This is a genomic window from Agrobacterium sp. RC10-4-1 (genome assembly GCF_014138475.1).
In the GTDB taxonomy this organism is placed as follows: domain Bacteria; phylum Pseudomonadota; class Alphaproteobacteria; order Rhizobiales; family Rhizobiaceae; genus Agrobacterium; species Agrobacterium pusense.
On record NZ_JACJIT010000008.1, the window covers coordinates 144077 to 156670 of the forward strand.

A 12594-nucleotide genomic window follows, 5' to 3' on the forward strand; every position below is an offset into this window, starting at 1 on the left:
CCTCAATACGCCAGAAATTGCCGCAAACGGGATGGCGACAAAGGATTTATTAAGCCTCAATAAGGGTGCTGGCGGTCGCGGTGCCGTCAGCGCCCGGGTCATCGCCACACCGCGACCAGAGGGAACAACAATGAAAATACTTTTGGGTGCCACAATTCTTTCCGCCGGCTTCGCCTTTTCAGGCAGCGCAGCCTATGCCGCCGACTGTGGAAACGTAACAATCGCCAGCATGAACTGGCAATCCGCTGAAGTTGCCGCCAACCTGGACAAATTCATTCTCGAAAAAGGCTATGGCTGCTCCGCCGAAATCGTTACCGGCGATACGGTGCCGACACTGACCTCCATGGCCGAAAAAGGCCAGCCGGATATCGCACCTGAGGCCTGGGTCAGCCTGCAGCCGGAAATCGTCAAGCAGGGTCTGGAAGGCGGCAAAGTGGTCGCGGCCGCAAAAATCCTTTCCGATGGCGCTGTTCAGGGCTGGTGGATTCCGAAATACGTCGCTGACGCCAACCCCGATCTCAAAACCATTCCTGATCTTTTCAAGCATCCCGAGCTCTTCCCATCGCCTGAAGACAAGTCCAAGGGTGCTGTGTTCAACGGCCCGCAGGGCTGGGGCGGCACCGTCGTCACGGCGCAGCTGTTCAAGGCTTTCGGCGGTGAAAAAGCAGGCTTCACCCTCGTCGACACCGGCTCCGCTGCCGGCCTCGATGGCTCAATTGCTAAAGCTTACGAAGCCAAGCAGCCTTGGGTCGGATATTACTGGGCGCCCACCTCGCTGCTCGGCAAATACGAGATGGTAAAGCTCGGATTCGGCACCGACTATGACGCGGCCGAATGGAAACGCTGTACATCCGTTGCCGATTGCGCCGATCCGAAGCCGAACGCCTGGCCGATCGATGACGTACAGACGCTGGTCAGCAAATCCTTTGCCGATCGTGCCGGTCCGGCAATGGATTATCTCAACAAGCGCGCCTGGACCAACGCCACCGTCAACAAGCTGATCGCCTGGATGACGGATAACCAAGCCACCGGTGAAGACGGCGCCAAGCAGTTCCTGAAGGAAAACGAAGCCCTGTGGAAGGGCTGGGTCTCGCCCGAGGTCGCGGAAAAGGTCAAGGCCGCCCTTTAAAAAGCGCGTCCTGACATATCTGCCCGGCAACCGGCGTCTCCCGCGGCGACGCCGAACCGCATCGGCTACCCGGCTTTGGCTGATAACGATGCGCCGGTTCAACAGAGCGTTCCGCCCATGCGTCCAGTTGGCCGCGCGGCGCTCTGGCGATTTTACTCCCGGAGTGCGGAGGACATCGATCCCCGCCTCCGGTTCGTCATGGAGAACAGGATATGGAATGGCTTTTCAAATTTCCGACCATGAATGACGATGCTCTGCGCGCGCTGAAAAAAGTCATCGACGAGGGGTTCCGGGCCTTTACCCGAACCTATGGCGGCGCAATCGAGGGGTTGTTCACCCCACTCCAGAGCTTCCTCATCTGGGCGGAAAGGCTTTTGATCGGCGCCCCCTGGCCGGTCGTTATTCTTATTGTCGGCGCTCTTGCCTGGTTCGGCAGCCGCAGCGCCACCATTGTTTCGCTCTGTTGCGGCATTCTCTTCGCCATCGGCTGGTTCGGCATGTGGGAAGACACGATGAAGACGGTTTCGATGATCTTCGTCTGCGCCGTGCTGTCCATCATCGTCGGCCTGCCCATCGGCATCGCCATGGCACGGTCCAACCGCCTGCAGAACGTGATCAACCCCGTTCTCGATGTGATGCAGACGATGCCGAGTTTCGTCTATCTTATTCCCGTCGTCATGCTGCTCGGCATCGGCCGTGTCCCAGGTGTCATCGCCGTCGTCATCTATGCCATTCCGCCGATGATCCGGCTCACCAATCTCGGCATCCGCATGGTCGACCGTGACGTTCTGGAGGCGGCCGATGCCTTCGGCTCCTCCAAACGCCAGAAACTTTTTAAAGTTCAGCTGCCGCTCGCGCTGCCCACCATCATGGCCGGCATCAACCAGACCATCATGATGGCGCTTGCCATGGTCGTCATCGCCTCCATGATCGGCGTGCAGGGCCTCGGCCAGCCGGTGCTGAAGGCCATCGCCAACCAATATTTCACGCTCGGCGTGTTCAACGGGCTTGCCATCGTCGGCATCGCCATCATTTTCGACCGCATCAGCCAGGCCTATGGCCTTCGCCTGCAAAAACACCGGGAAGTGGCGCATGGCTAGTCAATCGATCGAAATTCGCAGTCTTTACAAGATTTTTGGCTCCAAAGCGGGGGATCATGTCGAAGCCGTCAAAGCCGGCATGTCCAAATCGGAACTCAACGCCAAGCACGGCCATGTGCTCGGCCTGCGTGACATCAACATCACCATGCCGGGCGGGCAGATAACCGTTATCATGGGCCTTTCCGGCTCCGGCAAATCCACGCTGATCCGCCATGTCAACCGGCTGATCGACCCGACCGCCGGCGAAATCCTCTATGGCGGCACAGACGTGTGCAGCCTCAACGAAGCGGATCTTCTGGAATTCCGCCGCCACAAGACGGCGATGGTGTTCCAGAAATTCGGTCTCCTGCCCCACCGCAACGTGCTGCAGAATGTCGTCTACGGCCTTGAGGTGCAGGGCGTCGACAAGCGCGAGCGCGAAGAAAGGGCAGAGGTCTGGATCAGGCGGGTCGGCCTGGAGGGCTTCTCCAACCATTACCCCAACCAGCTCTCCGGCGGTATGCAGCAACGTGTGGGTCTCGCCCGGGCGCTCACCAACAATGCCGAAATCCTGCTCATGGACGAGGCCTATTCTGCCCTCGATCCGCTCATCCGCGTCGACATGCAGACGGTGCTGCTGGAGCTTCAAAAGGAGCTGAAGAAGACCGTGGTCTTCATCACCCACGATCTCGACGAAGCGCTGCGGCTGGGTGACAAGATCGCCATTCTGCGCGACGGCGAAATCATCCAGCAGGGAACGGCCGCCGAAATCGTCATGTCGCCGGCGGATAGTTATATCGAGGCCTTCGTGGAAGAGGTCAATCGCGGCCGCGTCATTCGCCTTGGCGCCGTGGTGCAGCCGGAATTTGCCGGCCAGTCCCGCCTTCAGCTCGATGCGGATATGACGGTTGAAGAGGGCCTGCGCGCGCTGGTCCGGGAAAATGTCAGCAGCGCCACGGTCGTCGGAGAAAACGGCAAGGCGCTTGGTGCGATCACCACCGATGCCATCATGCGCTGCCTCGTCCGAACCGCACATGGTGAGGAAGCAGGCATGGCTGAACGTTTGTCAGGCTGAACCTTCGAGCCACGCGGCCATGCCCTTTGCGGCCGCCTTGCCGGTGGCGAAACAGGCGGTCAGGAGATAACCGCCGGTAGGCGCTTCCCAATCCAGCATTTCCCCGGCAGCAAATATGCCGGGGAGCTTTTCCAGCATGTAGTTTTCATCAAGGCCGCTCCACGCGATACCGCCGGCGGACGAAATTGCCTCGGCAATCGGCCTCGTCCGCAGAAGCGGAATCTCCGCATGTTTTATTCTCGCGGCGACGAATTCATCCGGCATGCCCGCGATATCGGGAAATATTTCCCGCAGAAGCCCGACCTTCACGGCCGATAAGCCGGCCGCCTTGCGCATGCGGTTTACAAAGCTCTCTTTCCGTCCGAGTTTCGCCAGATCGCCGCTGAGGCGTTCCACCGTACGTCCCGGCGCAAGATCGATTGCGAGCGACGCTTTGCCCGCCTCGTCCAGCCGGTCGCGCAGCGCGGCGGAATGGGCATAGATCACGCTGCCCTCAATGCCGTGCTTCGTGATGACGAATTCGCCCTGAAAGGCTCCGGCTGGCGAAATGGTGATGGTGGATTTCACCGCTTCCCCCGCAAAACGCGAGCGGAAGACATCGCTCCAGTCAACGTCGAAACCGCAATTGGCGGGGCGGAACGGGGAAAGCGCCACGCCTCTCTCCGCCAGCGCCGGAACCCATACGGCGTCCGAACCGAGACGCGGCCAGCTTGCGCCACCGAGCGCCAGAAGAACGGCATCGGCCTTGATGATGATCTCGCCCTCCGGTGTCGCGAAAACCAGGTGCTCGCCGGAAAAACCCGTCCAGCGATGCCGCGTCCTGATGGTGACACCCTGCGCCTCCAGCCGGGCGAGCCATGCCCGGAGCAACGGCGAAGCCTTCATGACGGTGGGAAACACCCGGCCCGAAGTGCCGGCGAAAGTTTCCTGCCCCAGCCCCTGCGCCCAGTCGCGCAGCATATCCGGCGTGAAATCATCGAGAGCGGCGCGCAGCCTCGGTTCCGCATCGCCGAACCGGTGGCGGAAACTGTCGTAGTCTTCGGCGTGGGTGATGTTGAGACCGGATTTTCCGGCCATCAGCAATTTGCGCGCCACGGTCGGCATCGCCTCGAACACCGTCACGGCATGGCCTGCAGCCGAGAGCATCTCTGCCGCCATCAGCCCCGCCGGTCCGCCGCCGATAATTGCGACCTGCCTCGCCTCGCCCAAAACCCTCTCCATTGCCATCTTCACCGTTGAAAGCCTTATAGCGATTTCCGCAGGCGAATATATGCGATATTGAAGCGCCCATGTTCACGCTCGACCGCCCCGTCACCTTTTCGCAGGATATCAAGAAAAGCCGCTTCATCGCCTTTGCCGCGCCGGTGACGGGTGAAGAGGATGCGAAGACATTCCTCGCGGCACATTCCGATCCCGATGCAAACCATAATTGCTGGGCCTGGCGAAGCGGTCAGACCTATCGTTTTAGCGATGACGGCGAACCCTCGGGAACGGCCGGTAAACCGATCCTTCAGGCTATCGACGGTCAGGCACTCGACAATGTCGCGGTTCTCGTCATCCGCTGGTTTGGCGGCATTCTGCTCGGCAGCGGCGGGCTGATGCGCGCTTATGGCGGCACGGCGGCGGCCTGTCTTCGCCTCGGCGAGACGTCACCGGTCATCGCTTATGTCAGCGCCACGCTGAGTTGCCCTTTCTCAGACCTGGCACTGGTGAAATCACGCCTTTCCGCCACGCCGAACCTGCGGCTTGAGAGGGAGGACTTTACCGGCACCGGCGCGGATATGGTGCTCTCGGTTCCGGCCGAGGAAACCGAACGACTGACCCGGCTCCTTAGCGACCTGACCAGCGGACGCGTCAATCTCCATATTCCCGACTAGAGTTTTCGCTTTTCTTCGAATCGCGGAAACACTCTAACTCTTTATTTTGGCGCATTTCCGGTCGGAAAACCGGGGCCACCTTTCCTGGAAATGCTCTAGCGCCTGTCCGAATGCGCAATTCGTGCTAAGGAAGCGACATGTCATCCGAGCTTTCCAACCCTATCTATAATCCGCCACTCGACCCTTGGCTCACCATCGTGCACCGCGATGACGATCTGCTGGTGCTTGATAAGCCGAGCGGGCTGTTATCGGTGCCGGGGCGCGATCCGGCGCTTTCCGACAGCCTCATGACGCGTGTGCAGAAGCAGTTCCCGAAAGCGCTGATGATCAACCGGCTGGACAAGGACACCTCGGGCATCGTGCTGATGTCGCTGAACCGCAGGGCGCATGCGGCGATTGCGTCGCAGTTTGAAAACCGCCAGACGCGCAAATCCTATGTTGCCATTGTCTGGGGAGAGGTTGAGGGAGAGGCCGGAGAAGTGGACCTGCCGCTCGCCATCGATCCCGAAAACAAGCCCCGCCACCGGGTCGACCACGAAAATGGCAAGTCCGCGCAGAGCCTGTGGCAGGTGCTGCAACGACTGCCGCTTCCAGCGACGCGGCTGGCGCTCACTCCCCTCACCGGGCGCACCCATCAATTGCGGGTACATATGAAGGCGCTTGGCCATCCCATTCTCGGCGATGAATTTTATGCCGAAGGTGAGGCGCTCTCCGCCGCGCCCCGCCTGATGCTGCATGCGCAGGAAGTGGCATTCCGTCATCCGGACGGCCGGGATGTCATCTATACCGTGCCCTCTCCGTTCTGAGGTCGATATGAAGGAACAAGACGATAGTTTCGTGGTGGATTTCGTCGGCGGCGCGGTGGGGCACCGTTTTCGTTCCGGCGAGGGGCGCGGACAGGCACTGCCCAAGGCCGCAGGTTTCACCAAGGGCCGCACGCCAAAAATCGTCGATGCCACGGCTGGCCTCGGGCGAGACGCCTTCCTGCTCGCATCGCTCGGGGCTGACGTCACCCTCATCGAGCGCTCGCCGGAAATGCACGCACACCTCGCTGACGGCATTCGTCGTGCACTGGAAGCGGGCGGCGCTTATGCCGACGCGGCGGCGCGCATGACATTGCTCCACGGCGACTCCCGGCATCTGCTGAAAGAGCTGTCACCGGAGGTGGTGATTGTCGACCCCATGCATCCGCCGCGCCAAAACACGGCGTTGGTGAAAAAAGAGATGCGGGTGCTGAGAGAACTGGTCGGCGCCGACCCGGACCAGGTTGAGCTGATGGAGGCTGCGCTGGAGAATGCGACGAAGCGGGTGGTTCTGAAGTGGCCGCTCCGCGCCGACCCGATGCCGGGTGTTCGCAGGCCCTCACATCAGATACTGGGTAAGAACACCCGCTATGATGTCTTCATGATCTTCGGAAAATCCCACGACGAGGATGAATGATCAGCGGAAGTTCGGCTTTCGCTGCGCGTTCATCAGAAGCTCATGCCGCGAGGCGAACTCACCGAACAGCTTTCTGAGCCTGACTTCCTCAGCCTTGTCGAGCCGATAACGGCGGCAGAACTCCGCCACGTTGAGGATCGGCTTGGTTCTGTTCGCGTCTATGGTCTTGTTGTCGATGATTTGCATGGCGCCCTCCGTATAACAGAGGCCAAACGCAGCGCACGGCTCGCGGTTCCCTATGAATTCGCATGGATGAGAAAAGAGCGTGACGCCTGCACACGCAATGATCAAGTTTTCTTGAAACTGTCGAAGGAAACGAAATCCTCCCCAAATGGTTTCCTGCGTGACCTAAACGACGGAAGGGAGACCCATGTTCCACAACAACCGATTTCTGAATTCGACGATCCTGTGCGCGATGCTTGCCGTTCCTTTGGCCGGCGCAGCCAACGCACAGACCGCCCCGGCTGCCGAAACGAAACGGCCGAATGCGCCGGATCAGAAACCGGCTTTTGAGGGCCAGACGCGCGCGCCGCAGGCTGCTGCCCAGCCGAGCATCGAAAAAACCGTCGTCGCCGATGGTCTGCCGCATCTGTGGTCCATGGAATTCCTGCCCGATGGTCGCATGATCGTCGCTGCCAAGGAGGGCGCCCTGCATATCGTCGCTGACGGCAAGGCCGGGCCGGCGATAGAAGGCGTGCCGGAGGTGGCTTCCGATGGACAGGGCGGGCTTCTCGACATAGCGCTGGCGCCCGATTTCGAAACCTCCCGTAAAATCTTCTTCTCCTTTTCCGAGCCGCGTGAGGGCGGTAACGGCACCTCCGTCGCATCGGCCAAACTGACAGAAGACGGTGGAGCGGCGAAACTGGAAGACGTCTCGGTGATCTTCCGCCAGATGCCGACCTATGATGGCGACAAGCATTTCGGATCACGGCTGGTTTTCGGACCGGACAACGAACTTTACGTCACCGTCGGGGAGCGTTCGGATGCCACGCCGCGCGTGCAGGCGCAGGATCTGTCGAGCGGTCTCGGAAAAGTCTTCCGGATTGATGCCGATGGCAAGGCCTTCGAGGGAAATCCCTTCGCCGGACAGCAGAATGCTCTTCCGGAAATCTGGAGCTACGGCCACCGCAATCTTCAAGCCGCGGCTTTGGATGGTCAGGGCCGGCTCTGGACCGTCGAGCATGGGCCGAAGGGCGGCGACGAGCTGAACCTGCCGAAAGCCGGCCTTAACTATGGCTGGCCGGTGATTACCTACGGGGTGGAATATAGCGGCCGGGCGGTTGGCGAGGGTGCAACAGCCAAGGAAGGCATGGAACAGCCGGTTTATTATTGGGATCCCGTCATCGGCCCGTCCGGCATGGCCTTTTACGACGGTGACGGGATTCCCGAGTGGAAGGGAGCCTTCATCGTCGGCGGTCTGGTAAGTCAGGGCCTCGTCATTCTGCACATAGACGGCGACAGGGTTGCGACGGAAAGCCGATTGCCGCTGGAAGCGCGCATTCGTGATGTGAAAGTGGGTCCGGATGGCGCTGTTTATGCCGTGACTGAAGAACGCGGCGGCGGCAACTCGCAAATTTTACGGATCGCCAAGGCCACCTGAGAAAGCCATGACAGGAACAGCAGGCCGCCGGAACGAAGGCGGCCTGTTTTTCGTTTGCCGCAGCGTGAAACCTGCCGGGAAAAACAATGCCACAGCCGCCAACCCGCCTTCTTGCCAAAATCGGACTTGCCTATGTCAGTGATCAGGAACCGGGTATTTCCCGCGAAAAACGCGGACGCGGTTTCTGTTACCGGCTGCCGGGCGGCGAACTCCTCTGCGATAGTGATGAGCTGAAGCGCATCAAATCGCTCGGTGTACCGCCCGCGTATAAGGATGTGTGGATCTGCATCGACCCGTCGGGGCATCTGCAGGCCACCGGGTTTGATGCACGCGGGCGAAAACAATATCGCTATCATCCCGACTGGCATACGCTCAGGGGAGAAACGAAGTTCTTCCAGCTCAAAAGCTTCGGAAGGGCGCTCCCTGCCATCCGCCGTCGCGCCATGGCCGACGTCGGCAAACAGGACCATGGGCAGGAAATGACGCTTGCAGCCCTCACTCTGTTGCTTGATGCCGCCTATTTGCGCGTCGGAAATCGCTCCTATCTTGAGAGTAACGGCACCTATGGCGCAACGACACTGCTCAAGCGCCACGTTTCCTTCGGTGAAACCATTGAACTGCGCTTCGCCGCCAAAGGCGGGCAGAAGGTGAAAAGGCAATTGCGACACCCGCGGCTACAGAAAATCCTGGAGGAGATTGCCGATCTTCCCGGCAAGGAACTCTTCGTCTGGCAGGATAGTGAAAACCGGGTTCACTCCGTCGATTCCAGCGATCTCAACGCATATCTCTCACGCATCGGCGGCCAGGGCATTTCCGCCAAGACCTTCCGCACCTGGGGCGGAACGCTCGCGGCCTTCTGCAACGCCATGGAGCATGTGGCAGCCGGTGAAAAACCGAGCATAAAAGGCATGTGCCAGGCTGCGGCGACCGAGCTTTCCAATACGCCTGCCATCTGCCGCAAGAGCTATGTGCACCCCGCTGTTCTCGATATCGCCACGGAGGAAAAGGCCCAGAAAAAGCTCAGCCGCATCTTGAAGGTCGGGGCAAAACCCGTCTCCGGCCTCAGGGCGGATGAACGACGTCTGCTGGCCTTTTTACCCTGACAGGTCAGCGGCCTCCCACCCATTCCGCCAGTTCGCGTTCGGCCTTTTCCAGCGCGCTGTAATTCAAAAGCTTGCGCAGGAATGCGACGGTAACGGCGCGGGTTCTAAGATTATACCGGCCTTCCGCCTCGTCATCGCCGGCCGCCTGATGCACGTTCAGCTTCTCGTAGAGACTTTGCAGACGGTTCTGCACGCTGCGCAGCGACAGGTTCCGCCGGCGCGCAATCGCCTTATCGGTAAGTCCAAGCGCGACATCGACAAGAATTTCATATTCGGAATCGGTAAAGCCATGCGCCTTGCCGAGGCTCTTCTCCTGCAGGCCGCGCACTTCCCGGTCGATCACACATTGCGCCTCGATGAAGATGCTGCGAAGGGCCAGCCGCAGGCGATCATCGGAGGCGGATTTCAGCACATAGCCATAGGCGGCACCCTCAGGCACGATGCGGGAAACGCCACGTACATAGGCCTCGTCGGAATAATTGGACCAGAACAGGATGCGGGTATCCGGCCTTTCCTTCCAGATGGTGCGGGCCGCCTCGATGCCGTTGCGCTCGTTCATCTGCAAGTCCATGACGATATGGGCGGCGCGATTTTCCCGCGCCAGCTTTTCGCCGGTTCTGCCGTTTGCCGCCTCCAGCACCTTGTCGCATTCCGGCAGGGCGGCTCTTACCGCCTCGTTCAGATAGGCCCGGTGCAGGGCATCATCCTCAACGATGAGCACGTCCATGTCACATCTCCTCCCGAAAATTGAAAGCGCCCGCAGGCAGGGTGACGGTGATGCAGGTACCCGCCCCATCACGGTTGCCGCCTCTGTCGAACCGGGCAGAGATCAGCCGCGCCCGCGTCTTCATGTTGCCCATGCCTAGACCGCCGGGGGCACCACTGTCACCGCCGCCATTGCCGTCATCGCTCACGGTCACCCGCAACCCGCCGTCGATTGCGGCCAGTCTCACGGCAATCGTTTCGGGCTGGGCATGGCGAATGGCATTGTTCACTGCCTCCTGCACGATGCGGAAGAGCGATATGGCCACCGTCTTGTCCAGCCTTTCAACCAGCCCCTCCGTCTCGTCCTTCACTGACCAGTCGATAGCGCATCCGCTGTCGCGCACGGAGCGGTCCACATAGGTCTCGATGGCTTCAACGACGCCGAACAATTGCAGGATCGAGGGTTTCGCCTCCTCGATGATCTCGCGTAGATCCTGCATGCAATGCTGCAGGCTGCGCACCACCGGCTCCAGCATCTCGCCGGAAATATCGGGAGTGTGGCTCATGCGCTCGATACGCCGCGCAAGCCGCGTCAGGTCGGCCAGGGTCTGGTCATGCAGGTCCATGCCGATGCGCTGCCGCTCGGCCTCCAACGCTTCCGTCAATTGCAGCGCGCCGAGGCGCAGGCCTTCTTCGCGGGCATTGGCGCGCGCCTCCTCGATGGCCGAGCGCTTGGCCTGTTCAGCGGCACGAATGGCGTAGAAATAGGGCGCCAGCAAATCCGCAACGGCGCGGGCATTGGTGACATCTTCCATCGTATAGGCGTTCGACTGGTGCGAGGAGCAACTGAGCGCACCGATGATGTCGCCATGCACCTTCATGGGGACATGCAGGCGGCTGTGCAGGCCAAGTTCGATGATGGGGCTGGAAAATGACCCTTCGAAATGAAAGCGCGGATCGGAACAGGCGTCGCCGCTTAAAAGATATTCGACCGAGCCCGACAACAGCGACCGGATCGGGCTTCCGGTGAGAAGTGCGGGCGGCTGTCGGCTCCAGGCGCTGACCAGACCGCTCTCATAGGCAATGTGATACTTGTCATCCAGCTGCTTGATGCAGACATCCATGTGATCATGCGGGATGATATGGCTGATCTCGGTTGCGACCGCCTGAATGATGGCGTTAAACTCCAGCTGCCCGGCGAGCAGCCTCGAAATGCCCATATAGTGATGAAAAAGAGCGCTTTTCGGCGTATCCAGCATGTGCGGACGCCCTCCCAAGCGTCTGCCTCCAATCCCTGCGGCGAAGATTTAACCCATCGGGTCCGCATCCTTCATTCTGCGCCCGGCAGTGGCCTTTCGTCCTGCGGGTTCCCGCAAGCTTTATGCGGAAATCCGCAGGAAGATTGCCGCGATCCGCCTATACAAGCCAAATCTTCTTGGTCATTCTCGCTTCTACTGGGGAAAGGAGCTCCAGTGCAAAGGAATTCCGCCTGCCGCCGAGGAGATTTGCGGCGTGCGAGAATTCCGGGCTCGAAAAGGGCAAGCCACGAGGGAGGAAATCAAATGGCTTTCAGGAAGATGCTTCTGGCATCGGCCGCTGTCGCATGTGCAGCGCTGCCGATCACCGCTCATGCCGATACGTCGGCAAAAAAGATTGCGCTTTCTAACAATTACGCAGGCAATTCCTGGCGTCAGGCGATGCTGACCAGCTGGGACAAGATCACCAAGCAGGCGGTTGCCGACAAGCAGGTGGCCGCAGCTGACGCCTTCACGACAGCCGAAAACCAGGCGACCGAACAGGCGGCGCAGATCCAGAACCTGATCCTGCAGGGTTACGACGCCATCGTCATCAACGCCGCTTCGCCGACTGCACTCAACGGCGCGGTTAAGGAAGCCTGCGATGCGGGCATCACCGTCGTATCCTTCGACGGCATCGTCACCGAGCCTTGTGCATGGCGCATTGCGGTCGACTTCAAGGCCATGGGCGCAAGCCAGATCGACTACCTTGCCAAGGCCATGCCGAAGGGCGGCAACCTGCTCGAAATTCGCGGCCTAGCCGGTGTTTCCGTGGATGACGAAATCCATGCTGGTATTGTCGACGCCGTCGCCAAGAACCCGCAATTCAAGATCGTTGGTTCGGTCAATGGCGACTGGGCACAGGATGTCGCCCAGCGCGCCGTTGCCGGCATTTTGCCAAGCCTTCCCGAGATCGCGGCCGTCGTAACGCAGGGTGGTGACGGTTACGGTGCGGCCCAGGCTTTTGCCGCCGCCAAGCGCCCGACGCCGACCATCGTCATGGGCAACCGCGAAGACGAGCTGCAATGGTGGAAACAGCAGAAGGATGCGAGCGGCTATGAGACCATGTCCGTCTCCATCGCACCCGGTGTTTCGACGCTGGCTTTCTGGGTGGCGCAGCAAATTCTCGACGGCAAGGATGTGAAGAAGGACCTGACGGTGCCCTTCCTGCGCATCGACCAGGCCAATCTCGAGGACAACCTCAAGAACACCCAGAAGGGTGGCGTGGCGAATGTGGAATATTCGCTTGAGGATGCCCAGAAGGTGATTTCCGCGGCGAAGTAACCCGCGG

The 12594-nt window shown here is 60.3% G+C and carries 13 protein-coding genes; 9 read left to right on the forward strand and 4 right to left on the reverse strand.

Annotation, left to right across the window (positions count from 1 at the left end; all coding sequences use genetic code 11):
* The first annotated feature begins 130 nt into the window (after positions 1-130).
* The 3 genes from FHW77_RS21105 (at position 131) to FHW77_RS21115 (ending at position 3283) form a co-directional block, all read left to right on the forward strand.
* Positions 131-1129: an ABC transporter substrate-binding protein gene (locus tag FHW77_RS21105; protein WP_044459477.1), complete on the forward strand. Its 999-nt coding sequence runs from the start codon at positions 131-133 to the stop codon at positions 1127-1129.
* A 212-nt stretch (positions 1130-1341) separates the two neighbouring features.
* Complete coding sequence (locus tag FHW77_RS21110; RefSeq protein ID WP_006698119.1) at positions 1342-2229, forward strand: ABC transporter permease; 888 nt, start codon at positions 1342-1344, stop codon at positions 2227-2229.
* The gene (locus FHW77_RS21115; protein WP_004437660.1) at positions 2222-3283 is read left to right on the forward strand and encodes a quaternary amine ABC transporter ATP-binding protein; all 1062 of its coding nucleotides are present in this window, start codon (positions 2222-2224) and stop codon (positions 3281-3283) included. The genes FHW77_RS21110 and FHW77_RS21115 overlap by 8 nt, the downstream gene beginning before the upstream one ends.
* Here FHW77_RS21115 and FHW77_RS21120 read toward each other — a convergent pair.
* On the reverse strand, positions 3275-4504 hold the full coding sequence (locus FHW77_RS21120; RefSeq protein ID WP_044459478.1) for a TIGR03862 family flavoprotein: 1230 nt from the start codon (positions 4502-4504) through the stop codon (positions 3275-3277). The genes FHW77_RS21115 and FHW77_RS21120 overlap by 9 nt on opposite strands.
* 68 nt (positions 4505-4572) lie before the next feature.
* Between FHW77_RS21120 and FHW77_RS21125 the strand changes: the two genes are divergently transcribed.
* The 3 genes from FHW77_RS21125 to FHW77_RS21135 all read left to right on the forward strand — a co-directional run bounded on the left by FHW77_RS21125 (position 4573) and on the right by FHW77_RS21135 (position 6600).
* Positions 4573-5160: an IMPACT family protein gene (locus FHW77_RS21125; RefSeq protein ID WP_044459479.1), complete on the forward strand. Its 588-nt coding sequence runs from the start codon at positions 4573-4575 to the stop codon at positions 5158-5160.
* A gap of 137 nt (positions 5161-5297) precedes the next feature.
* Positions 5298-5966, forward strand: coding sequence for a pseudouridine synthase (locus FHW77_RS21130; RefSeq protein ID WP_112555354.1), 669 nt, complete (start codon positions 5298-5300; stop codon positions 5964-5966).
* Between the two features lie 7 nt (positions 5967-5973).
* On the forward strand, positions 5974-6600 hold the full coding sequence (locus tag FHW77_RS21135) for a class I SAM-dependent methyltransferase (RefSeq protein WP_044459481.1): 627 nt from the start codon (positions 5974-5976) through the stop codon (positions 6598-6600).
* Here FHW77_RS21135 and FHW77_RS21140 read toward each other — a convergent pair whose 3' ends face one another.
* Complete coding sequence (locus FHW77_RS21140) at positions 6601-6786, reverse strand: hypothetical protein (RefSeq protein WP_004437649.1); 186 nt, start codon at positions 6784-6786, stop codon at positions 6601-6603.
* A 184-nt stretch (positions 6787-6970) separates the two neighbouring features.
* On the opposite strand from FHW77_RS21140, the gene FHW77_RS21145 reads away from it, so the two are divergent.
* Positions 6971-8200, forward strand: a complete 1230-nt coding sequence (locus tag FHW77_RS21145; protein ID WP_044459482.1) for a PQQ-dependent sugar dehydrogenase — start codon at positions 6971-6973, stop codon at positions 8198-8200.
* 86 nt (positions 8201-8286) lie between these two features.
* Positions 8287-9303: a DNA topoisomerase IB gene (locus FHW77_RS21150; protein ID WP_004437641.1), complete on the forward strand. Its 1017-nt coding sequence runs from the start codon at positions 8287-8289 to the stop codon at positions 9301-9303.
* Positions 9304-9307: 4 nt separating this feature from the next.
* Here FHW77_RS21150 and FHW77_RS21155 read toward each other — a convergent pair whose 3' ends face one another.
* Both FHW77_RS21155 and FHW77_RS21160 read right to left on the reverse strand, forming a co-directional pair.
* A complete protein-coding gene (locus tag FHW77_RS21155; protein ID WP_004437639.1) occupies positions 9308-10030 on the reverse strand; it encodes a response regulator transcription factor in 723 nt (240 codons plus the stop codon).
* Between the two features lies 1 nt (position 10031).
* Positions 10032-11267 carry a GAF domain-containing sensor histidine kinase gene (locus FHW77_RS21160; protein WP_004437637.1) on the reverse strand — a complete coding sequence of 412 codons (1236 nt, stop codon included), beginning with the start codon at positions 11265-11267 and terminating at the stop codon, positions 10032-10034.
* Positions 11268-11570: 303 nt separating this feature from the next.
* Here FHW77_RS21160 and FHW77_RS21165 point away from each other — a divergent pair, with 303 nt between their 5' ends.
* A complete protein-coding gene (locus FHW77_RS21165) occupies positions 11571-12587 on the forward strand; it encodes an ABC transporter substrate-binding protein (RefSeq protein ID WP_004437634.1) in 1017 nt (338 codons plus the stop codon).
* Positions 12588-12594: the final 7 nt, after the last annotated feature.